At 61.5% G+C, this 21102-nt stretch carries 19 protein-coding genes and 3 pseudogenes; 8 read left to right on the top strand and 14 right to left on the bottom strand.

From position 1 onward, the window contains the following. Positions 1–40 precede the first annotated feature (40 nt). Together RLEG4DRAFT_RS00995 and RLEG4DRAFT_RS00990 are read left to right on the top strand one after the other, a co-directional pair. Entirely contained in the window at positions 41–331 is a 291-nt protein-coding gene (locus RLEG4DRAFT_RS00995) for a DUF3175 domain-containing protein (protein ID WP_003574659.1), read from the top strand. A gap of 5 nt (positions 332–336) precedes the next feature. Next, positions 337–1062 carry a glutathione S-transferase family protein gene (locus tag RLEG4DRAFT_RS00990; RefSeq protein ID WP_003574656.1) on the top strand — a complete coding sequence of 242 codons (726 nt, stop codon included), beginning with the start codon at positions 337–339 and terminating at the stop codon, positions 1060–1062. A 12-nt stretch (positions 1063–1074) separates the two neighbouring features. On the opposite strand, the gene ligD is transcribed toward RLEG4DRAFT_RS00990, so the two are convergent. The 13 genes from ligD to RLEG4DRAFT_RS00925 all read right to left on the bottom strand — a co-directional run bounded on the left by ligD (position 1075) and on the right by RLEG4DRAFT_RS00925 (position 13588). Next, the gene (gene ligD, locus RLEG4DRAFT_RS00985) at positions 1075–1953 is read right to left on the bottom strand and encodes a non-homologous end-joining DNA ligase (RefSeq protein ID WP_003574655.1); all 879 of its coding nucleotides are present in this window, start codon (positions 1951–1953) and stop codon (positions 1075–1077) included. Next, the gene (locus RLEG4DRAFT_RS00980) at positions 1950–2957 is read right to left on the bottom strand and encodes a DNA topoisomerase IB (protein WP_003574653.1); all 1008 of its coding nucleotides are present in this window, start codon (positions 2955–2957) and stop codon (positions 1950–1952) included. Before RLEG4DRAFT_RS00980 ends, ligD begins: the two co-directional genes overlap by 4 nt. Positions 2958–2972: 15 nt before the next feature. Then, positions 2973–5129 carry a glycogen debranching protein GlgX gene (gene glgX, locus RLEG4DRAFT_RS00975; protein WP_003574651.1) on the bottom strand — a complete coding sequence of 719 codons (2157 nt, stop codon included), beginning with the start codon at positions 5127–5129 and terminating at the stop codon, positions 2973–2975. 101 nt (positions 5130–5230) lie between these two features. Continuing rightward, a complete protein-coding gene (locus RLEG4DRAFT_RS00970) occupies positions 5231–6025 on the bottom strand; it encodes an SDR family NAD(P)-dependent oxidoreductase (RefSeq protein WP_003574649.1) in 795 nt (264 codons plus the stop codon). Positions 6026–6235: 210 nt separating this feature from the next. Beyond that, positions 6236–6406 (bottom strand): hypothetical protein, encoded by a 171-nt coding sequence (locus RLEG4DRAFT_RS40625; protein WP_003574646.1) that lies wholly within the window; start codon positions 6404–6406, stop codon positions 6236–6238. Between the two features lie 244 nt (positions 6407–6650). Further along, on the bottom strand, positions 6651–6968 hold the full coding sequence (locus tag RLEG4DRAFT_RS00960) for a hypothetical protein (RefSeq protein WP_003574644.1): 318 nt from the start codon (positions 6966–6968) through the stop codon (positions 6651–6653). 76 nt (positions 6969–7044) lie between these two features. Then, a complete protein-coding gene (locus tag RLEG4DRAFT_RS00955) occupies positions 7045–8169 on the bottom strand; it encodes a hypothetical protein (RefSeq protein WP_003574642.1) in 1125 nt (374 codons plus the stop codon). A 40-nt stretch (positions 8170–8209) separates the two neighbouring features. Next, a complete protein-coding gene (locus RLEG4DRAFT_RS00950) occupies positions 8210–8986 on the bottom strand; it encodes a hypothetical protein (RefSeq protein WP_003574641.1) in 777 nt (258 codons plus the stop codon). Between the two features lie 112 nt (positions 8987–9098). After that, positions 9099–10316, bottom strand: a complete 1218-nt coding sequence (locus tag RLEG4DRAFT_RS00945) for an MFS transporter (protein WP_003574639.1) — start codon at positions 10314–10316, stop codon at positions 9099–9101. 136 nt (positions 10317–10452) lie between these two features. Then, positions 10453–10887, bottom strand: coding sequence for a GNAT family N-acetyltransferase (locus tag RLEG4DRAFT_RS00940; protein ID WP_245277926.1), 435 nt, complete (start codon positions 10885–10887; stop codon positions 10453–10455). A gap of 91 nt (positions 10888–10978) precedes the next feature. After that, complete coding sequence (pcaF, locus tag RLEG4DRAFT_RS00935) at positions 10979–12184, bottom strand: 3-oxoadipyl-CoA thiolase (RefSeq protein WP_003574637.1); 1206 nt, start codon at positions 12182–12184, stop codon at positions 10979–10981. Between the two features lie 10 nt (positions 12185–12194). After that, a complete protein-coding gene (locus tag RLEG4DRAFT_RS00930) occupies positions 12195–12884 on the bottom strand; it encodes a CoA transferase subunit B (protein WP_003574635.1) in 690 nt (229 codons plus the stop codon). Continuing rightward, entirely contained in the window at positions 12881–13588 is a 708-nt protein-coding gene (locus RLEG4DRAFT_RS00925) for a 3-oxoacid CoA-transferase subunit A (protein WP_003574633.1), read from the bottom strand. The genes RLEG4DRAFT_RS00930 and RLEG4DRAFT_RS00925 overlap by 4 nt, the downstream gene beginning before the upstream one ends. A 152-nt stretch (positions 13589–13740) precedes the next feature. On the opposite strand from RLEG4DRAFT_RS00925, the gene RLEG4DRAFT_RS00920 reads away from it, so the two are divergent. Further along, entirely contained in the window at positions 13741–14499 is a 759-nt protein-coding gene (locus RLEG4DRAFT_RS00920; RefSeq protein ID WP_003574631.1) for an IclR family transcriptional regulator domain-containing protein, read from the top strand. A 55-nt stretch (positions 14500–14554) separates the two neighbouring features. Here RLEG4DRAFT_RS00920 and RLEG4DRAFT_RS00915 read toward each other — a convergent pair. Then, positions 14555–16098: pseudogene (locus RLEG4DRAFT_RS00915) on the bottom strand (acid phosphatase). A gap of 193 nt (positions 16099–16291) precedes the next feature. Here RLEG4DRAFT_RS00915 and RLEG4DRAFT_RS00910 point away from each other — a divergent pair. From RLEG4DRAFT_RS00910 to RLEG4DRAFT_RS00890, 5 genes and pseudogenes are all read left to right on the top strand, one after another. Continuing rightward, positions 16292–17580, top strand: a pseudogene (locus tag RLEG4DRAFT_RS00910) (cytochrome-c peroxidase). Between the two features lie 117 nt (positions 17581–17697). Next, positions 17698–17873: pseudogene (locus RLEG4DRAFT_RS00905) on the top strand (type II toxin-antitoxin system VapB family antitoxin). Positions 17874–17972: 99 nt separating this feature from the next. Continuing rightward, entirely contained in the window at positions 17973–18212 is a 240-nt protein-coding gene (locus RLEG4DRAFT_RS00900; RefSeq protein WP_003574622.1) for a FitA-like ribbon-helix-helix domain-containing protein, read from the top strand. Between the two features lie 101 nt (positions 18213–18313). Next, complete coding sequence (locus tag RLEG4DRAFT_RS00895; protein ID WP_003574620.1) at positions 18314–19237, top strand: ArsR/SmtB family transcription factor; 924 nt, start codon at positions 18314–18316, stop codon at positions 19235–19237. 211 nt (positions 19238–19448) lie between these two features. Next, complete coding sequence (locus RLEG4DRAFT_RS00890; protein WP_003574617.1) at positions 19449–20957, top strand: alpha-N-arabinofuranosidase; 1509 nt, start codon at positions 19449–19451, stop codon at positions 20955–20957. Positions 20958–21102: the final 145 nt, after the last annotated feature.

Genomic DNA, 21102 nt, shown 5'->3' with positions numbered 1-21102 from the left:
GTCGGTTCTGCCACCGGCCCGCTGGCAAAGGATTTAAGAGATGGCCAAATCGAAAAAGAAATGGTCGCAGGACGTTACCAACCACAGTGACGCGATGGACCTGAAGGATGGGGTGTTCAAATCGGACGACCCCAAGAAGATTGCCCGCTCCGTCAAACATTCCGCCGAAGAGAGCGATCGCCGCAAGTCGAGCCCGTTCCGCGCGGCCATGTCGATGCTGACCTTTTACATTAACCGCGCCGGCGACCAACTGACGAAAAAGCGGCGCGGCACACTTGAAAAGGCCAAGGACGAATTGCGAAAAGACTTCGGTCGTCAACCGAAGGGATGAGCTAAATGGCATACGAGCTTTATTATTGGGACGGCCTTCAAGGCCGCGGCGAATTCGTGCGGTTGGCGCTTGAGGAAGCTGGCGCCGATTATGTCGACGTCACCCGTGAGCCCGGTCGCGGTACGGACGCCATGTTCGCCCTCATGAAGAGCGAAAGCGAACCGCATGTTCCCTTTGCCCCGCCGTTCCTCAGGGATGGAGACCTCATTATCCCGCACGTCGCCAACATCCTGTTTTATCTCGGCCCGAAGCTCGGCCTGGCGCCCGAAGATGAAGGCCTTCGCCATGTCGCCAACGGCCTGCAACTGACCGTCACCGATTTCATCGCCGAAGTGCATGATACGCATCACCCGATCGACATGTCGCTATATTACGAAGACCAGAAGCCGGAAGCGAAAGCCCGCTCCGCCGCCTTCATCCGCGACCGCATTCCGAAGTTCCTCGGTTATTTCGAGCGCGTGGTGCGGCAGAACCCTGCCGGACCAGACCATATGGTTGGCGATGCGCTTACCTATGTCGATCTCTCGCTCTTCCAGGTGATCGAAGGCCTGAGTTACGCTTTCCCGAAAGCCATGGCGAAGCGCAAGGCCGAATATCCCACCCTGCTCGCCCTGCATGATCGGGTGGCGAAACGCCCGAACATTGCCCGCTATCTCGCTTCCCCTCGCCGCCTCGCCTTCAACGAGGACGGGATTTTCCGGCATTATCCCGAGCTTGACAGCGCGGAATGAGCAGAGGATCACTCATTCCAGCGGTGCGGCCGCATCGAAGAAATCGCGCCATGGGTCGCTCGGACGGGTTTCCAACCGCTGCGGCACATTGGCGAGCGTGAAGGCCGCCGGGCCGCTGACCTCGTTCAATTCAGACCAATCGAGCGGCACCGAAACCGGCGCGCCCGGCCGCGCCCGCGTCGAATAGGCGGCAACCGCTGTATTGCCGCGGCCGTTGCGGAGATAGTCGATGTAGATATGCCCACTGCGTTTGGCCTTGGTCGCGGTTGAAAGATATTTTTCCGGCGCCTGAGTCGACATGCTTTCGGCAAGAGAATGGGTGAAGTCCTTCACCTCGGCCCAGCCGGCCTTCGGCGCAAGCGGCGCCACCACATGCAGCCCCTTGCCGCCCGACGTCTTGACGAAGGCGGCTAGGCCGCGGGCTTCCAGCCGCGCCTTGACGTCAAGCGCTGCCGAAATCACCGCGCTCCAGGTCACGTCCACGCCCGGATCGAGGTCCATGGTGATCATATCCGGTTTTTCCCAATTTTCGGTCGTCGTGCCCCAGGGATGAATCTCGAGCACGGCCGATTGCACCAGCGCCCTAAGACCGTTGAAATCGGCGATCCGCAGCAACTTGTCGCCGTCCGTTTCCTGCGGATCGGCGACCTCTTCGATATGGTCATTCATGCCCTTCCAGGCATGTTTCTGGAAAAACCGCTGGTGGCCCTTTATCCCGTCGGGCAAACGCAGCAGCGCCAGGGGCCGATTGACGACATAAGGCGCCATGAACGGCCAGACTGTGGCATAATAATCCGCGAGCCCCTGCTTGCTCACGCCCTCGTCCGGCCAGTAGAGCCGGTCGGGATGGGTCAGTACGACGTCCGATGCGGGTGGATTTTTCTGGCTCATTCCTCGATCTCGCGTGTGAGGAAATCAAGTAACCTGTTTTCTTCGGCCCGCAAGCCCCGCAGCGGTTCGGTGCCGCTCTCGATCAGCGGATGATCGTTGCCAGCAAGCGCGATGATCGCTGGATGGATGTAGCTCGAGCGTGAGATCGCCGGCGTGTTGTGCAGCGCCTCGGCAGCAGCCTCCGACATTTCCTTGACCGTCGGCCGGCCGCCGCCGGCGATCTTTTCGCGCGCCGCACCGAAGGCCGCCAGCGACCCGGCCCAGGTGCGAAACGTCTTCGCCGAAATGGGAATGCCGGATATTTCGGCCAGATAGGCGTTCAGCCGGCCGGAATCGACCGGCTTCAGCGCCCCGCTTTCATCCTTCCAGACGAAGAGCTGGCGCCCGGGCAGGTCGGCGATCTCCTCCAGGATCTTCTGCAGCCTTGGATGTTTGAGACTGCGCTGCACGCGTTTGCCGCCCTTGGCGCGGAATTTCAGTTCTATCTGCCCATCGACGATCTTCAGATGGCGCTTGAGCAGCGTCGTGGCGCCATAGGTGCCGTTTTCCCTGACATAGGCCTGATTGCCGACGCGTAGGTGCGCCTCGTCGAGTAGGGTCGTCAGTGCTGCCAGCACACCATTGATATCCTCCGTGCCGGTGTCGAGATGGCGCAGCACGGTGCGGCGTATTTTCGGCAGCGACCGGCCGAATTCGATCAGCTGATGGAACTTGCCGGCGCTGCGGAAGGATTGCCATTCCTTATGGTAGCGGTACTGCTTGCGCCCGCGCGCATCGTAGCCGGTCGCCTGCAGGTGGCCGTTTTCGTAAAGGCAGATCCAGACATTCTCATAGGCCGGCGGCAGGCCGAGCGCGCCGATGCGCGCCCGCTGCAAGTCGTCGGCAAGCGTGCTGCCGTCCGGCATCACATAGCTGAAGCCCTTGCCCTTCCTTCGTCTGCGGATGCCCGGTTCGGTATCGCTGACATAGACAAGGCCAAGTTCGGTGATGGCTCCGGCATTCATGCTCTGTGCGACCTGCTACTTGCTGCGGCGGCCGAACTGGAACCAGCGGCGGCGCTGGGCCTTGGTCGCCCCTTCCGGTGGTTCGGTCTGTCCTGTCGGCGCAAAGACGGCGACGCTCTGGGCGTAGACCATGACCGGATTGTCCTGCTCGTGCACCTCGAAAGCTCCCGTCTCCGTTCCCGTGTCGAGAATCCTCGACCATTGTTGCAGCCCGTTGACGACAGGCAGGTGGATCTGACAGTCGCCGCCGGCGTTGAAGACCAGGAAAAGGTCATCCATCTTCTCGGTATCCGGGGCGTGCACACTCTTCGAGATATAGACGCCAAGCACCTGCAATCCGTCGTCGTTCCAGGCCCCGTCATCCATGAAACTGCCATCCGGCTTGTACCAGGCGATCTCGATACGCCCGTCCTCGCTGGTCTCGCCGGTCAGGAACCGCTCCTGCCTCAGCACCGGGTGGGCCTTGCGGAAGGCCACGGCCTGCCGGCAGAAATCGAGGAAGGGATCATCGAGCCCATCCCAACTGGTCCAGCCGATTTCATTGTCTTGGCAATAGGCGTTGTTGTTGCCGTCCTGGCTGTTGCCGAGCTCGTCGCCGGCTAGGATCATCGGCACGCCCTGGGAGAGCATGAGCGTCGCCATCATGTTGCGCCGGCGCCGGGCCCGGGCGGAATTGATGTCGGCATTATCGGTGGCGCCCTCGGCACCCATATTGTCGGAATGATTGTCCGAATGACCGTCCCGGTTATCCTCGCCGTTCGCCTCGTTGTGCTTGCTGTCGAAGGAGACGGTGTCCATAAGCGTGAAACCGTCATGGGCCGACAGAAGGTTGATCGAGGAGGTGGCGCCCCGGTCTGAATGGTTGAACTGCAGCGCCGAGCCGGTGACGCGCGCCGCCAACTCCGATACCATGCCGCCGTCGCCCTTCCAGAAACGCCGCACGTCGTCGCGGAACTTGTCGTTCCATTCGCGGAAGGGGTGCGGGAAACCGCCGACTTGATAACCACCCTCGCCGATATCCCAAGGCTCGGCGATCAGCTTGACGCCCGACAGGATCGGATCCTGGCGGATGGCGCCGAAGAAGCCGCCCTGGCGGTCGAATTCCAGATCCTGCCTGCCGAGCGTGCTGGCAAGATCGAAGCGGAAGCCGTCGATATGCATGACGCCAACCCAGTAGCGCAGGCTGTCGAGCACCATGCGCATCACCATCGGATGGGCAACATTCAGTGTATTGCCGGTGCCCGTCGTATCGAAGGTGTGGCGGGGATCGTCGGGGGAGAGGATGTAATAGCTCGCATTGTCGAGCCCGCGGAAGGACAGCGTCGGGCCTTTCTCGCTGCCCTCTGCGGTGTGGTTATAGACCACATCCATGATGACCTCGATCCCGGCCGCATGGAACTTCCGCACCATGGTCTTGATCTCGGTGATCTTGTCTCCGGACATGTAGCGCGATTGCGGCGCGAAGAAGCCGAGCGTCTGGTAGCCCCAATAATTGTTCAGGTTCTTTTCCAGGAGGTAACGATCGTCGAGGAAATACTGGATTGGCAAGAGTTCGATCGCCGAGATCCCGAGCTTTACGAGATGTTCGATGATCGGGTCGCTGCACATGCCGAGAAAGGTGCCGCGCAGCCGGTCGGGCACCTTCGGATGCGTCATCGTCAGGCCGCGCACATGCGCCTCGTAGATGATGGTGTCGGGCCAGGGGCGGCGGATTGCCTGTTCACCCGCCCAATCGAAGTCCGGGTCCTGCACCACGCCCTTGACCGTGAACGGCGCGCTGTCGCGGTCGTCGAATGAAAGGTCGTCCTCGCCGATCTGGTAACCGAACAGCGCATCATGCCACTTCAGTTCACCCGTCACCTGTTTGGCATAGGGGTCGAGCAGCAGCTTGTTTGCGTTGAAGCGATGGCCGGCGGCGGGATCGTAAGGACCGTGGGCGCGATAGCCATAGACGGTTCCCGGTCCGACGCCGGCGATATAGCCCGACCAGATGTCGCCCTCGCGTTTTGGCAGCGGCAGCCGGGCGATTTCGTCTTTTCCGTCAGGTGAAAAGAGGCAGAGCTCTATCTGTTCCGCATGGGCTGAGAACACAGCGAAATGCGTCCCGGAACCCGTATACTCCGCCCCCAGCTCCGGCTTGAGGAAGTCGAGTTCCGAAAATGAAAAGCTCATGATGCCCCGCTTGATGAAAAGACCAAGCGGAAAACGTCACGGGGGTTCGAAAGTTCCCTCATCAGGGGGAAAAGGCAAAGCCCGCTCGCGCCGGCAAGCGGCTACGGCATCAGCTGGCCGCCATTGACCTCGATGATCTGGCCGGTGATGTAGCCCGATAGCGTCGGCGAGGCGAGGAAGAGATAGGCGCCAACGCAATCCTCCGATGTGCCGACGAAACCCATTGGGATCGACTTGCGCTGCAGCTCCATCTGCTCGTCGTCGGTATAGCGCTCGTGGAAGGGCGTTGCGATGACGCCAGGGGCCACTGCATTGACGCGGATCCTGTCGGCGACGAATTCCTTGGCGTGACCGCGGGTGATCGTCGAAACGAAGCCCTTGGATGCCGCATAGAGGATCGCACCATTGCCGCCGCCGTTGCGGGCGGCAATCGAGGTGGTGTTGATGATGAAGCCGCCCTGCTTCTTCAGCCAGGGATGGGCCGCACGCGTTGCCGCCAGCACCGAGCGGGCGTTGAGATCCATGACCGCGGCATAATGCGCATCGGTATATTCCGAGGTCGGCTTTCGCCCCAGCATGCCGCCGGCATTGTTGATGAGCCCGTCGAGATGGCCGAAAGTCTTCGCCGTCTCCTCGACGACACGCTCCGTCTCGCCTTCCCGCGACACGTCGCCCTGGATCAGATGCACCGCGCCGCCGGCAGCCCTTATCTCCTCGGCCAGCGCCTCCGCCGGCTCGCGGCTGGCATTGTAATGGACGCCGACCTTGGCGCCTTGGGCGGCAAAGGCGCGAGCGAGCGCCGCGCCGATGCCTGTGGAGGCGCCGGTGATCAGCACCGCCTTGCCGGCAAGATCCGGCAGTTTGATCGATGCGAGCGATTGAGCAAGTTCCGCCATAGCTAAGACAGCCTCCCGAAAACCAAGGACATAGGTGATGAAACAGACAGGGGAAGTCTATCAGCCGAAATCGGCGAAGGGCAATGCACGAAAGGGCGATTTCGGAATAACGACGTGCGTAGAAACAAAAGGGCTGAAACGCGTCGCATGAATCATGCGACGCGCTTTGGCAGGCAACCCCACAAATGCACGGCCGCAGGTCGAAAAATTCTAGTCGCAGGTTTCTGCAATTTTCTTCAGTTCGACAGCCGGCTCCAGAGTGACGGCGTCCTTCTTTCCGACGAAGCGGTAGGTCCCGCGCCACAGGCCGTCCGCAGCTTCCGAAATGCGCAGCCGATGATCGCCGTCCTTGCAGCTCGCATCATAAGCCAAGTCACCCATGTCGGTAAAATCCAGTTTGCATTTGGCCGCCTGCGCTTTGGGTAGCACCGGGTATGTGGCTCTTCACGGTCATAGCAAATCTGGAAGACCTGCTCATCGTTCTTCAGTTCGGGCGTCGGAACAGGCGTAAAGATCCTTACCTGCCAAAGTCCCGTCGGAAGGCCGGTCTGCTCGGCGAAAGCCGCGGCCGGAGTCAGGACGAATGCGGCGGCAAGAACACAGCGTATCATGGTTTTCGCTCTCCTCATTGGCACTCGCCGACCCGCTTGACCCGAACGTCGGTTGTCGGCTGCGGCATGTCGTCGCCGCCTTCATAGACCTCGTTATAGGAGATCTGGCCGGTGAAGCTTTCACCGCCATTCCCCGGCTGGAGATAGGGTCCCCATGAAGTCCCGATGCCGCCGTGGTCGCATTGCGCGCTCATCTGAACACCGCTGTCAGAGAAGTGGATCTTGTCGATCAACACGCATTTGACGCCCGAGGGTTTTGGCATCAGCGGCAGTGTGTCCGCGGTCATGTCGTTCTTGACGCAGATGTCGCGGCTGGCGTCCACCACCTTCATTTCCGCATCCGTACGCTGGAGGATCTTCCAGGTGAAGCGCCAGAGACCTCCCCATTCCGGTCGCTCCGTCGGCGTGTCAAGCCGTGCCGGAGCCTACGACATAGCTGTCGTTGGCGGCATTCTGGATCATTGCGATCGCGATCGGTGGAAAGATGAAGCTCCAGATCGCGAGCCAGGCAATGGAAACCAACGGTCTTTGGCCTGCATTGCGTGCGCGATGGTTGAGGAGATCGCCAAGGGTCATGACCAGAACGGCCAATCCGAGCGGCACAAGGATAGCAATCAGCATGGCCGCAAGCGGCGTCACCGGACGCTGAGACTGCGCCGCGCCCGCCAACTCCCCGTGGATACGATAGACCCAAAAGGCAAAATAGATAAAGGCGGCTACAGCAATGCCGAGGGCGAGAAGTGCTGGAAACAAGGTGATGGGGGAATAGGTAACGTCGAAACCATTCGCCTGAAGCAGATAGATGCCGAGCCCCACCAAAAAGCTGAGGATCGGCGGGATGCTGAGGATCAAAGCGACCAGGAGAGGTGATCGCCGGCGCGGCGTAAGCGGCCGGTGTCGCGGACGCGGAGGTTCATCGAAGGTCAGGTGCGCGGCCGGCAGCAGCAGTATGACAGCGAGGAGCAGGCAAGCCAGGAAACCCAAAACGACGGGCAGACCAGCTTGATCGAGTTCGGCCAACCACGAAGCACCGATCGGAGCGATGGCCGAGATCAGTATCGTCGTTGAGATGAGCGTGAGAGCGCAGCCGAAGTCGATCTTGCCCGGCCTGCCGCCCACCAGGAAGATGGCGATCGCGAGAGGAAAAACGGCCCGAACCGTGCCCAATGCCAAACCAAATAGAATTAGAAACGCCGGCGAGCCCCAAAGCGCGGGCGCGGGCAGAAAACTGATGGCGACCACGGCGCAGACGACAAGCGGGCAGATTAAAGCCGACCGCGCATGCCGGCTCGCGACGACAAACGCCAGGAAGGCCCCGACACCCCAGCCGAGAGTGGATCCGAAATAGAAGATCCCGATAGTCTGAGCGCTGCTGCCCGTCATTCGCGAAATCATGGGAAGGACTGTACTAAGACCTTGGCCACCGATCGCCAAAAGAAGCGAAGCCAAAAAGAGAGCCCAATAGCGATAGGTGCTCAGAAAATCGGCCAGCGTCCAATCGGCATTGCTGGAGTGGGCAGACGTGTTTTCCATAAGTGAAACTTGCTCTCATTCAGTTTGACACTGTTGATCGCTATTGCGCTTCCACCGCGCACAGCCCTGTACACTCTTTGCGCTCGAACGCTGATTTGAACGCAAGCGCATTCTCCCGCTCTGGCCCGGCCAGGACAGGCAGCACCGCCTCGATTTGCGCAATCATAGCCGCCCTGTCCGCTGGCGGCGTCGACGCCGACATGGTTGCGGCGATGTCAGCGAGGCTGTTCAACAGAATATTGCGGTTGGCCGTATGCAGCCCAGGCGAACGCAACATCAAGACGGCACCGGTGACCATCTCGTTAATGCCAAGCCGCATCTGCTGCAGTCCCGTCCGGCGTGGCTTCGTCATTTCAGCGGCCGGAATCGTTGTGACGAAATCTGCGATGGCCTCGAGCTCGGCGGCCTGCACCCGCAGCAGATAGGCGGCAGCTCGCGCGATCTCATCCTGGTATTTGGAGGTATTGGCGGACGTATCAGGCACCGCTGCGGATTGCGGCGTGAACAGGACATAAGTCTTGTAAAGGGCGCCTGCCCGATCGGCGGTAGCAAGAAGTGCCGGCAGATCGGCCGAGACATAGGGCGGCGTGCCCACCGTCGCCTGTACGTCCCAAAACTGTGCGAGAACTTCGGCGTGATCGGGATTCGACCAGCGCGGCAAATCCCCTTGCGTACGGGTCTGGCGCGCCAGGCCATCCACCGCTTGAAACCTTATCGCCGCTTCACTCTGGTTTGAAGGCGAGACACCAGCCTCGCCAAGCGACGCCGAAAGAACAAAGGAAACTGCGAACAAGAGCGTCAGGAGCGCGCGTCTCAACGGATTCTCCATCAAACGGACATGGCGATCCTCACCACTCTGAAACACATTTATGCAAGTAGCAACCGTACGATGTGTTTCCGTTCGGCGAATGCTTTCCCTGAATGTGACGTCATCGCGAAGACACCCCAAAGACCGGCTGCGGCTTCTGTCGCACGAGTGGCGGGAATGCCAGCGCGATCCCAGCCGCCCCAAGTCCAACCATCGCCGAGCCGATGAACAGCCAGGAATAATTGGCGAAGGTGTCGAATATCCAGCCGCCGATAAGAGGACCGAAGGCCATGCCGAGGCTGGAGAGCATCGTCGCCGCTCCCAAGACGGTCCCGATGATGCGCTGGCCGAAATACTCCCGCGCCAGCACCGCATAAAGCGGCATCACGCCGCCATAGGCGCTGCCGAAGACGATGGCGAGCGCATAGAATTGGGCCAACTCGCTGACCAAGAGATAAGTCGCAAGGGCTGCCGCCTGCACCAAGAGGCCGGCGACCAGCACCGGCTTCACCCCGATCCTGTCGGCGAGGGTGCCATACAGCAGCCGGCCACCGAGACCAGCCAGACCCTCGACGCTATAGATGCTGACGGCCGCCATCGGAGCGACGCCGCAGATCGTCGCATAGTTGACCATATGGAAGATCGGTCCGGAATGGGCCGCGCAGCAGGCAAAGAAGGTCAGGCCGAGCACGATGAACTGCGGCGACCGGAAGACTTTCGACAGTTGTGGCCGGGCGCCGCCAGCCGCGAAATCGGTGCCGATATCGGCAGCTTCGGCCGGCGGGCGCCGGACCAGGAAGGCGACCGGCACCAGAAGCACCCAGGTGGCAATGCCGATGATCAACATGGCGGGGCGCCATTCATAGGCCGAGATCAGCCAGCGCGCGAAAGGCGAGATGGTCATCGGCGCGACGCCCATGCCGGCCGAAACGAGCGACACGGCAAGACCGCGGCTTTCGTCGAACCAGGCCGTCGTCGCCGCGATCATCGGCGCGAAGAAGGCGCTGGCGGCGAGGCCAACGAGGATGCCGTAGGTCAGTTGGAACTGCAGCAGCGTTTCGGCCCGGCTCGCCAGAACCAGTGCCAGGCCGAGCAGCAGGGAGCCGATCAGCACGACGATGCGCGGGCCGAAGCGGTCGCTGGCCGCACCCCAGAAGAACCCGCCGAAGCCCATGACGATGAAATTCAGCGTCATCGCGCTGGCTATGCCGACATGCGACCAGCCGGTGGCGGTGGCGATCGGTTCCTGGAAAATTGCCAGCGAGAACATCGCACCGATTGCCACGCACGACATCAAAGCGCCGACAGCGACGATGACCCAACGATAGGAAACACTCATGCTTCATAACCTCCATGCCGACAGAGTGATCGCGACGCACACGGCTGCTCCGCCGCAATCCGCGCCTCGCGATCTAAAGACGTTCGAGCCGCTGTCATTTCGACAGGCTGCTTACATCTTTTTTCGGTGCACAGTCCTACAGCGTTCGAAACATCACCAATGCGTCGACATAACCCTCGGTGGGATGAAGGAAGACGCCGGGAAGACGGCCGACGATTTCGAAGCCGAGGGATTGCCAGAGCTCGACGGCGCGGCGGTTGCTGCTGACGACGAAATTGAACTGCATCGCCCGAAAGCCCTGGGCGCGGGCGTGCTGCATGGAATGTTCCTGCATGCGGCGGGCGACGGCGCGGCCGCTCGCGGCGGGATCGGTCATGTAGCCGCAATTGCAGACATGGCGGCCGCCACCGGCCTGATTGGCCTTGATGTAATAGGTGCCGAGGATCACGCCGTCCTCTTCCGCGACGAAGGTTTCGCGGTCCGCTCCTATCCAGTAGGTGAGCGCATCGGCTTCGGAGAGATTGCGGTCGAGCGCATAGGTCTCACCGGCGCGGATCGTCGGGCCAATGATCCTCTAGATGGCGTTTCGATCGTTGTTGTCTGCGGCTCGGATCAGCATGCCCGATTTCTATCGAAGCCGGGCACCTGGCGCAACGACGCGATCAAACCCGTTCGAGCGCGATCGCAATCCCCTGCCCGACGCCGATACACATCGTCGACAGCGAATATTTTCCGCCGGTCTCCAGAAGCTCGAGCGCCGCCGTGCCGGTGATGCGGGCGCCTGACATGCCAAGCGGATGGCCGAGCGCGATCGCGCCGCCGTTGCGGTTCACCCGTTGATCGTCATCGGCAATGCCGAGCGCCCGCAGCACCGCCAGCCCCTGGCTGGCAAAGGCCTCGTTGAGTTCGATCACGTCGAACTGCTCTTGAGTTATGTCGAGCCTGGCCATCAGCTTGCGCGAGGCCGGGATCGGCCCCACGCCCATCACCCGTGGGGGAACGGCGGCGGCCGCGCCGCCGAGGATGCGGGCGATCGGCGTCAGACCGTATTTTCGCGCCGCCGCTTCGGAGGCGACGATCAGCGCTGCCGCCCCGTCATTGACACCGGAGGCATTGCCTGCGGTCACCGTACCGCCTTCCTTCTTGAAAGGTGTGGAGAGTTTTGCCAGCGTCTCGATCGTCGTCGCACGCGGATGTTCGTCCTTGTCGACGATGATGGCATCGCCCTTGCGCTGCGGGATGCTCACCGAGGTGATCTCTTTCGCCAGCCGCCCGCTCACCTGCGCGGCCGCCGCCTTCGCCTGGCTTCGCACCGCGAAGGCATCCTGATCTGCGCGGCTGATCTGATAATCCTCGGCGACGTTCTCGCCGGTCTCCGGCATGGAATCGACGCCGTACTGCTTCTTCATCAGCGGATTGACGAAGCGCCAGCCGATCGTGGTGTCGTGGATTTCGGCCGCCCGCGAAAAGGCCGTCTCGGCTTTCGGCATGACGAAGGGCGCGCGCGACATGCTTTCGACGCCGCCGGCGACCATCAGTTCAGCCTCGCCGGCGCGGATGGCGCGCGCCGCCGTGATCACTGCATCCATGCCGGAGCCGCAGAGCCGGTTGATCGTCGTGCCCGGGACAGTGATCGGCAGACCGGCCAAGAGCGCCGACATGCGCGCGACATTGCGGTTGTCCTCGCCCGCCTGGTTGGCGCAGCCGAAGATCACGTCGTCGACGGCTTCCCAATCAACAGTGCCGTTGCGTTCCATCAGCGCCTTCAGCGGGATGGCGCCGAGATCATCGGCGCGAACCCCAGAGAGCGAGCCGGCGAAGCGGCCGATCGGCGTCCTGATATAGTCGCAGATAAAAGCTTCGGTCATGGCTGTTCCTTTAGAGTTTCGGGACGACGAGGTCGGCAACCGGCCCTGCAACATGCAGCGGCGCACCGGTCATCGCCTGCAATTCCGCCTGCGACATCGCGGTCAGCTTCTCGCGCAGGACGAAGCGCCCGTCGACGATGTCGATGACGGCATGGCTGGTGTAGACGCGGGTGATGCAGGCAACGCCGGTCAGCGGGAAGGTGCATTTCTCCACCAGCTTCGGCTCGCCTGTCTTGGTGACGTGTTCGGTGATGACGCAGACTTGCTTAGCGCCATGCACGAGGTCCATGGCACCGCCAACGGCCGGCACGCCCTTGCTGCCCACCCGCCAATTGGCGAGATCGCCATTCTCCGCGACCTGATAGGCGCCGAGGATCGCAACGTCGAGATGGCCGCCGCGCACCATGGCGAAGCTGTCGGCGTGATGGAAGAAAGCCGCACCCGGCTTCAGCGTCACCGCCTTCTTACCGGCGTTGATCAGATCCCAGTCCTCTTCGCCTTCGGCTGGCGGCTCGCCGAAATTCAGGATGCCGTTTTCTGTGTGGAAGATTGCCTGACGACCGGGCGGCTGATAACGGGCGACCATTTCCGGAAAGCCGATGCCGAGGTTCACATAGGCGCCGTCGGCGATATCCTGGGCGGCCCGCCAGGCGATCTGCGCATTGGAAAGTTTGATGTCATCCCTGATATCGATGGTCATACGTAGGCCACTCCGGCTCGAATGAGCTCTTCTTCCTGCTGAGGATTGGGAACAGTGACGACACGGTCGACGAATATGCCCGGCGTCACCACATGCTCCGGATCGATGCCGCCGGCCGGCACGATCGACGAGACCTGAACGATGGTCTTGGCAGCGGCCATGCACATCAGTGGATTGAAGTTGCGCCCGGCCTTGTTGTAGGTGAGGTTGCCCTGAATATCGCCGATCTCAGCCTTGACGATGGCGAAATCGGCCTTCAGCCAGCGTTCCTGCACATAATGGCGGCCATCGAATTCGGCGATGACCTTGCCCTCGGCCAATTCGGTGCCGTAGCCGGTCGGCGTGTAGAAAGCCGGAATGCCGGCGCCGCCGGCGCGGATGCGCTCGGCCAGCGTTCCCTGCGGCACCAGCTCGAGTTCGATTTCGCCGGCCAGGTATTTGTCGGTAAAGGCGCGCGGATCCGACGAACGCGGAAACGAGCAGATCATTTTCCGGACCAGGCCGGCGTCAATCATCGCGGCGATGCCGATGCGGCCGTTGCCGGCATTGTTGTTGATCACGGTCAGGTTCTTCGAGCCCTTGTCGATCAGGGCATGAATGAGCTCGATCGGCGCCCCGGAGCCACCGAAACCACCGATCATGACGGTCGCGCCATCACCGATCTCCGATACGGCCTCCGCCGTGCTCCCGACTGTCTTGTCCATGCGGGACTCTCCTTGGCTAGATCGAGAACTGCTCCTCCGTCCTCAAGGGTCAGGCATAAGGCGGGACGGTCCGCTCGGCAAGAAATTTGTGCGTTATTTGACATTTGTTCATATATCGCACAAATTCAGTCAATCGATTGGAGAACCGAACCATGCGCGAAACGGATTTTGTCAGCGGCTTTGCCCGCGGCCTGAAAGTCATCGAAGCATTTGGCGAGACGCGCCAGCGGCTATCGATTGCGGAAGCCGCCAAGCTGACGGAGCTCGACCGCGCCACCGTGCGCCGCTCGCTGCTGACGCTGGCCGAACTCGGTTATGCCGATTATGACGGCAAGTTCTTCACGCTGACGCCGAAGATCCTGCGGCTCGGCCATGCCTATCTCGCCGCCACACCGCTGCCGGCGTTGTTGCAGCCGCATCTCGATCTTCTCTCGCAGAGGGCCGGTCAGAGCGCCTCGGCCTCAGTGCTCGACGGCACCGAGATTGTCTACATCGCCCGCGCCGCCCAGCGCCGCGTCATGTCGATCAATCTCACCCCCGGCAGCCGCCTGCCCGCCTACTGTGCCTCGATGGGCCGCGTGCTGCTGGCCGCCCTTAGCGAAAACGAGGCGCGTGCCATCCTTGCCCGCAGCGAGCTGAAGCAGAACACGGTCAATACCAGGACGGACCCTGATGAGCTGATCGCCGAGTTCCGTCGTGTGCGGACAGAGGGTTACGCCATCATCGACCAGGAACTGGAGATCGGCCTCTGCTCGATCGCTGTACCGATCGACAACGATCGCGGCGAAACGGTTGCGGCGATCAATATCGGCGCGCCGGCCGCCCTCGTCCCGGCCGCGGAGATGAAAGAGCGGTACCTGCCGCTGCTGAAGGAAACGCAGGCCGCCTTGCGGCCGCTGCTGCGCCGGTAACGGTAAACATGGAGAGGGAGCGGCCCCTGTGGAAATCGGGGCCGCTCGCAAAACGTCAATGCGTCAGGTCGAGCGCGGCAGTGAGGTCACCCATCGGCGGGCGGCCGTTATCACCCAGCGCCTTGTCGCGGGCGACGATGCCGGGCAGCACCGGCAGATCGTAGCGCGCCGTGATCAGCCGGAGGATCGATGTCGTGTCGTACTGGCTGTGATCGACCGTGCCGCCCTTGGCGAAGGCGAGATGATGAAGGCCGGGATGCGGTTGCCCGGGCCCCAGCGGTCGGCCTTCGGCGGCGCGACGTGATCCCAGAAGCCGCCGTTTTCGTCATAGGTGACGATGACCAGCATATGGCCCCATTGTGGGCTCTTCTCGAGATGGGAGACGATATCGGCAAGATGCTGGTCGCCGCTCGAGACATCGGCATAACCGCCATGTTCGTTGAGATTGCCCTGCGGCTTGTAGAAGGAAACCGCCGGCAGTTTGCCCGCGTCGATATCCTTCAAGAAAGCCTCGCCGGCAAGGCCGCCGTCCTTCAGGTGTTCGGCGCGCGCCGGGGTGCCGGGCGCGAAATTGGCGAAATAATTGAACGGCTGGTGGTGGAACTGGAAGTTCGGCACCGGCGTGGCGTTCTTGCCGTCAAGGGCTGCCTGCCAGGCGCCGCTATACCAAGCCCAGCTGACGCCCTTCAGCGACAGGAGGTCGCCGATGGTGATCGCATGCTGCGGCGGCAGCGTCGTTGCGGCATTGGGATCGGCCAAGGCTGGATCACCATCCTTGGCCGGCGGATTGGCGCTCGGCTGGTAGGGCGGCTGCATGGTGTTGACGGCGTAAAAGTCCGGTGTCAGCGTGCCGTCGGAGACGAATTTCGGTGCGCCCTCCAGCGCCGACTTCGGGGCGTTTTCCGTGACCGTCAGCGACGTGCCGTCGGCATCGACCTTGGCGATCACAGGCTTGGCCGGGCTCTTGTCGGCATCGGGATAATAGGGCGCGCAGGCGCAGACCAGCGCGAAGTGATTGAGGAACGAACCGCCGAAGGCGCCCTGGAAGAAATTATCGGCAAGGACGTATTTCTTCGCCACCTGCCACATCGGCAGGATGGAGCCGTCATAATGGCCCATGACCAGGCTGCCGGAATCGGCCCAGGCGACGAACTTGTCGTTTTTGCCGCCGTCGATCTGCATCTGCTCCTGATAGAAGCGGTGCCAGAGATCGCGGGTGACGACCGATGGCGCCTGCGCAAAACCCTTCGGATCGTCGATCGCGAAGCTGGCATTGGCAAGATGGGCCGACTGCGCTTCGGTGATAGCGGGGGTCACGCCCTTGGCGGTCAGGCCACCCCAGGCCGGCGGCAGTTCGGCGAGCGGCTGGCCGTCGCGGTCGAGCTGGCGGACCTGATCGGCACCGACGTCGGCGAGGCCATTGGCGCCGGGAAAGCTGCCGTAGAGATTATCGAAGCTGCGGTTTTCGGCATAGATGACGACGATATTGTCGATCTTGTCGTAACCGGCGGGTGCGGCATGGGCAGCCGTCGCCATGGCGAGCGGCAGCATCGCCGACCCGGCGAGACAGATTGTGGCGAGGCGTTTCAGACTTTTCACAGGGGTACCTCATGGCTTTGGGCGTTGGCTAGAGGGAGCGAGACGCTTGGGGGCGACCTGACGCTATTCCCGCCATCTTTCAACTTTGTGACATGCGACGGTCACGAAGCGCCCGCGGGATAACCGTCATCAATTTGTTGCAGCGAGGTTCGATCATGAAGGAGACGAATGCCAAGTCATTGGGATCCTTATCATGATCACCGACACTATCCGGCTTGCGCGATCCGCCATGGTGGTCGGACTCGGTGCTGCAGCGTTCTGTCTGGTCATTCTGCCGCTGCGGCAAAGCAGCGCGGCGGCCGCCTCCGGCGTGCATCCCGGACCGATGTCGCGTGCCGAGGCCTTCGCCCGGGCCGAGACACTGGCCGCACTCGGCCGCAAGATATTCTCGGATACTTCGCTGTCGGCCTCCGGCCTGCAGGCCTGCGCCTCCTGCCATGATCCGGCCCACGCCTTCGGCCCGGCATCGGCGGGGCCGGTCGAAATCGGCGGCAAGGATATGAACCAGCCTGGCCTGCGCGCCGTTCCGACGCTGCGTTATCTGCAGGCGGTGCCGGCATTCACCGAGCATTATTACGATTCCGAGGACGAGGGCGACGAAAGCGTCGACAATGGCCCGACCGGCGGCCTGACCTGGGACGGCCGGGTCGATCACGGCGCCGACCAGGCGAAGATCCCGCTGCTCTCGCCCTTCGAGATGGGCAACAAGGATGCGGCCGAGGTCGCGGTCAAATTGCGCAAGGCGCCCTATGCCGCCGACATCAAGGCAGCCTTTGGCGAGAGGGTGTTCGACAATCCGCAAGACACCTTTGACGCCGCCGCCGAGGCGCTCGCCACCTTCGAGCAAAGCGGCCCGGATTTTTATCCCTATTCCAGCCGCTACGACGCCTTTCTCGCCGGCAAGGCGACGCTGACTGCGCAGGAATTGCACGGGCGGCAACTGTTCGAGGATCCGGAAAAAGGCAACTGCTCGAGCTGCCATCTGAGCGAACCGGCAAATGACGGCGAGCCGCCGCTCTTTTCCGATTTCGGCTTCCTCGGGCTCGCCGCCCCCCGCAACATGGCAATCCCGGCCAACGCCGATCCCGACTATCACGACCTCGGACTCTGCGGCCCGCTGCGTACCGATCTCGCCGGACACAACGAATATGCGGCCTGTTCCGCACGCCGACGCTGCGCAATGTGGCGCTGAAAAAGAACTTCTTCCACAACGGCTATTTCCACACGCTGCGCGACGTCGTCTCCTTCTATGCGACGCGCGACATCGATCCTGGCCGCTGGTATCCGAAAAATTCAGACGGCACGATCCGCAGATATGACGACCTGCCGCAAGCCTACTGGGACAATCTCAACCAGGACCCGCCCTTCGGCAGGAAGCCGGGCGATGCACCTGCCCTCACCGATCCGGAGATCGACGAGATCGTTGCCTTCCTGGGGACGCTGACCGATGCTGATCTGCAGCCTGAGGCAACCGGGCACTGAGCAATTTTTCGGCTCCGTGACGGAATGGGCCGAATTACAACAATCCCCGGCCGCTAATTCCACAGCCGATGCCTGCTGATGGGACTAGGCAGGACACCAGGATAAGGAAACTGGACGATGCGATCGACTATTAACCTCGATGACGCTCTCGTGGAAAGGGCCAGGTCCCTCACCGGGCACAAAGAAACCGGCGCACTCGTCCGCCAAGCGTTGAAGACGCTTGTCGGGTTGAGTCCGGAAAACGCCTCATCGCGCTTTATGCCGATCCGCAGCCGCGGGCGCCGAGACACTGACCAGGGTCGACCCATTCCCTGAAGCCTGCGGCCGGGGATCCACTTCGTCACCGTTGCTTCGGAGATGCGATCAGTGATTGATGCCAAATGGAGGCAATGATGGCCAACATAACGATACGCAACCTCGATGAGGGATTGAAGCAGCGGCTGCGCGTTCGCGCCGCCGCGCATGGCCGTTCGATGGAAGACGAAGCACGCGATATTCTGCGTGCGGCGCTTGCGACCACCGAGCCGACGGCGCGCAATCTTGCCGATGCTATTCGCGCTCGCTTGCAATCGGTCGGGGGAGTTGAACTGGAAATCTCACGGCAGCCCATCCGGGACGAGCTGGACCTTTGATGTGTGTACCATACAAAACGGTCGTGACCGGCCTAGTATTCCCCACTTGATGTATCATAATTTCCGATATACATCATTTCATCGGAAATAGTGGGGAAGTGATGGAACGTTCGTTTTTGACGATTGCCGCTGGTGAGAACCATGAGGCAGTTCGGGCGCTTTCGGCGCCGGCGCGGGTGGAGATGCTGAAGCTGCTCTGCGCCAAGGGGCCGCTGAATATCAACGACATCGCGCAGGCGCTTTCCCTCCCCCAATCCACCGTGGCGACCGGGATTCAGATTCTGGAAGATGCCGGGTTGGTCGATTCCCGGCTGGCGAAGGCGCGCAAGGGAAACCAGAAGATCTGCTCGGCGATCTACAGCGAAATCCTGATCAGCTTCGAGGAAAGTGCGGCGCAAAGGGCGAACAATGTCATCGAAGTCGAGATGCCGGTGGGGCTTTATACTAGTTGCGACGTGCATGCGCCCTGCGGTCTTTGCTCCACCGAGAGCGTCATCGGGCCGCTCGATGTACCCGACTATTTCCTGGATCCCCAGCGCATGCAGGCCGGGCTCGTCTGGTTCGGCCGGGGTTATGTCGAGTATAAATTCCCCAACAATGCCAAGGTGTTGAACAAGGATATTCGCGCCATCGAATTTTCGCTGGAGCTGTCGTCCGAGGTCCCCGGCACCAATCCGGACTGGCCCTCCGACATCACCCTCTGGGTCAATGGCATGGCGATCGGAACATGGACGTCGCCGGGCGATTACGGCGACAAGCGCGGCGCCTTCACGCCAGCCTGGTGGAAGCTCGAGGGCTCGCAATATGGGGCGATGAAGACCTGGCGCATCTCGACGCGCGGCACCTTCATCGACGGCATCGCCGCATCGAATGTGACGCTCACCGATCTGGCGCTGGCCCAGCACTCGTCCATCCGGCTCCGGGTCGGTATCGCGGAGAATGCCGGCCATACCGGCGGCGTCAATATTTTTGGCCGCGGCTTCGGAAATCACGGCCGCGATATCATCATGCGCCTGCACGTCTGATGAACTCAATATCGGAAATCGTGATTTTAATAGCGAACTTCTTTTCCACATTAGCGATGCATGAAATAAACTAAACACAATGTAATTAAATGATTTTCTGGAAATTTTCATTAGTATGATTAAATATGCAGCTCGGTTGACAGAACGACATTCCTGATATCAAGTTAGAGGCAAGAAAACAAAAATCTTGATACATAAACGGGAGGATCCGTTGAAGACGAATGTCGTTGCCCACCGCGATTTCCGAATCGCGACTATTGATGCCAGGCTCTACAGCTCGTTTCTCGAGCATCTCGGCAGAGCGATCTACGGCGGTATCTATGAGCCCGGACATCCGACAGCCGATGAGGACGGCTTCCGCCGCGACGTGCTCGATCTGGTGCGTGAACTCGATACGCCCTACTGCCGGTATCCCGGCGGCAACTTCGTCTCGGCCTATAATTGGGAAGACGGCGTCGGCCCGCGTTCGGAGCGCCCGGTACGCCTCGACCTTGCCTGGCGCACCCGTGAAGCCAACCAGATCGGCGTCAACGAGTTCGTCGACTGGTGCAAGAAGGCCAACACCAAGCCGATGCTTGCCGTCAATCTGGGATCGCGCGGCCTCGACGCCGCCCGCAATTTCCTCGAATATTGCAATCATCCGGGCGGCACATACTGGTCGGATCTGCGCCGCAAGCATGGCTGGTCCAATCCCCACGATGTCAAAATGTGGTGCCTCGGCAACGAGATGGATGGCCCCTGGCAGGTCGGCCACAAGTCGGCCTATGAATATGGCCGGCTGGCGGACGAGACGGCAAAAGCGATGCGCGGCTTCGACAAGTCGCTGGAACTCGTGGTCTGCGGCTCGTCCAATTCCGACATGAAGACCTATCCCGATTGGGAAGCTCAGGTGCTCGAGCAGTGCTATGACAGCGCCGACCATATCTCGCTGCATATGTATTTCGCCAACCGCGAGAAAAATACGCTCAACTATCTCGCCCGGGCGACGAAGCTCGACCGCTACATCACCACGATCGGCGGCGTGATCGACTACGTCAAGGCGAAGAAGCGCTCGAAGAAGACGATCGGCATTTCCTTCGACGAATGGAACGTCTGGTATCATTCCAACCAGCAGGACAAGGAGATCCTGGCGCGCGACGAATGGCCGGATGCGCCGCATCTCTTGGAAGACGTCTATAATTTCGAGGATGTGCTGCAGGTCGGCGGCATTTTGAACACCTTCATCCGCCGCTCCGACCGGGTGCGCATCGCCTGCATCGCCCAGCTCGTCAACGTCATTGCTCCGATCATGACCGACGACGGCGGTGCTGCCTGGCGCCAGACGATCTATTATCCCTTCTACTACGCCTCCCGTTATGGCCGTGGAACGGCGCTGCAGCTTGTTGTCGACGGTCCGACCTATGACAGCGACGAGGAAAACGACGTTCCCTATCTCGACGTGTCGGCGGTGCATTCCGAAGACGGCAGGACGCTGACCTTCTTTGCCGTCAACCGCCATCCGACCACGGCACTCGATCTCGATGTGCGACTGGAAGGGTTCGGATCTGCCAGGGTGATCGAGCAGGTGGAGATGACCCACGGCGATCTCGAAGCGGTCAACACGGCTGCGCGGCAAGAGACCGTCGCTCCGGTCAATGTCGAGACTGCGAAGGTCGAGGATGGACGGGTGCGGGCGGCGCTGAAACCGCTGTCCTACAACGTCATTCGGCTGTCGGTGTGACAGCCGCCGCCGGTAATCCCGACATGGGGCCCGGCTGAGAAATTTGGCTCGACTGCGAGGAGGCAGGCGGGCCGGACGGATGGTTCGCCAGAGCCCTGACTCGATTGCTCGGGTCCGATGTCAAAGCGAACCGACAACCGCGACG

It is taken from the genome of Rhizobium leguminosarum bv. trifolii WSM2297, from assembly GCF_000271845.1.
The sequence above is the reverse complement of the archived record's forward strand: the minus strand, read 5'-3'. Positions and strand labels throughout refer to the sequence as shown.

Bases quoted from the DNA above. Each gene is read 5' to 3' on its own strand.
- RLEG4DRAFT_RS40625 (WP_003574646.1), bottom strand. From the start codon at position 6,406: ATGGGTGACTTGGCTTATGATGCGAGCTGCAAGGACGGCGATCATCGG.
- RLEG4DRAFT_RS00895 (WP_003574620.1), top strand. From the start codon at position 18,314: ATGGAACGTTCGTTTTTGACGATTGCCGCTGGTGAGAACCATGAGGCA.
- RLEG4DRAFT_RS00925 (WP_003574633.1), bottom strand. From the start codon at position 13,588: ATGGACAAGACAGTCGGGAGCACGGCGGAGGCCGTATCGGAGATCGGT.
- pcaF (WP_003574637.1), bottom strand. From the start codon at position 12,184: ATGACCGAAGCTTTTATCTGCGACTATATCAGGACGCCGATCGGCCGC.
- RLEG4DRAFT_RS00920 (WP_003574631.1), top strand. From the start codon at position 13,741: ATGCGCGAAACGGATTTTGTCAGCGGCTTTGCCCGCGGCCTGAAAGTC.
- RLEG4DRAFT_RS00990 (WP_003574656.1), top strand. From the start codon at position 337: ATGGCATACGAGCTTTATTATTGGGACGGCCTTCAAGGCCGCGGCGAA.
- RLEG4DRAFT_RS00970 (WP_003574649.1), bottom strand. From the start codon at position 6,025: ATGGCGGAACTTGCTCAATCGCTCGCATCGATCAAACTGCCGGATCTT.
- RLEG4DRAFT_RS00900 (WP_003574622.1), top strand. From the start codon at position 17,973: ATGGCCAACATAACGATACGCAACCTCGATGAGGGATTGAAGCAGCGG.
- RLEG4DRAFT_RS00980 (WP_003574653.1), bottom strand. From the start codon at position 2,957: ATGAATGCCGGAGCCATCACCGAACTTGGCCTTGTCTATGTCAGCGAT.
- RLEG4DRAFT_RS00960 (WP_003574644.1), bottom strand. From the start codon at position 6,968: ATGAAGGTGGTGGACGCCAGCCGCGACATCTGCGTCAAGAACGACATG.
- glgX (WP_003574651.1), bottom strand. From the start codon at position 5,129: ATGAGCTTTTCATTTTCGGAACTCGACTTCCTCAAGCCGGAGCTGGGG.
- RLEG4DRAFT_RS00955 (WP_003574642.1), bottom strand. From the start codon at position 8,169: ATGGAAAACACGTCTGCCCACTCCAGCAATGCCGATTGGACGCTGGCC.
- RLEG4DRAFT_RS00930 (WP_003574635.1), bottom strand. From the start codon at position 12,884: ATGACCATCGATATCAGGGATGACATCAAACTTTCCAATGCGCAGATC.
- RLEG4DRAFT_RS00945 (WP_003574639.1), bottom strand. From the start codon at position 10,316: ATGAGTGTTTCCTATCGTTGGGTCATCGTCGCTGTCGGCGCTTTGATG.
- RLEG4DRAFT_RS00995 (WP_003574659.1), top strand. From the start codon at position 41: ATGGCCAAATCGAAAAAGAAATGGTCGCAGGACGTTACCAACCACAGT.
- ligD (WP_003574655.1), bottom strand. From the start codon at position 1,953: ATGAGCCAGAAAAATCCACCCGCATCGGACGTCGTACTGACCCATCCC.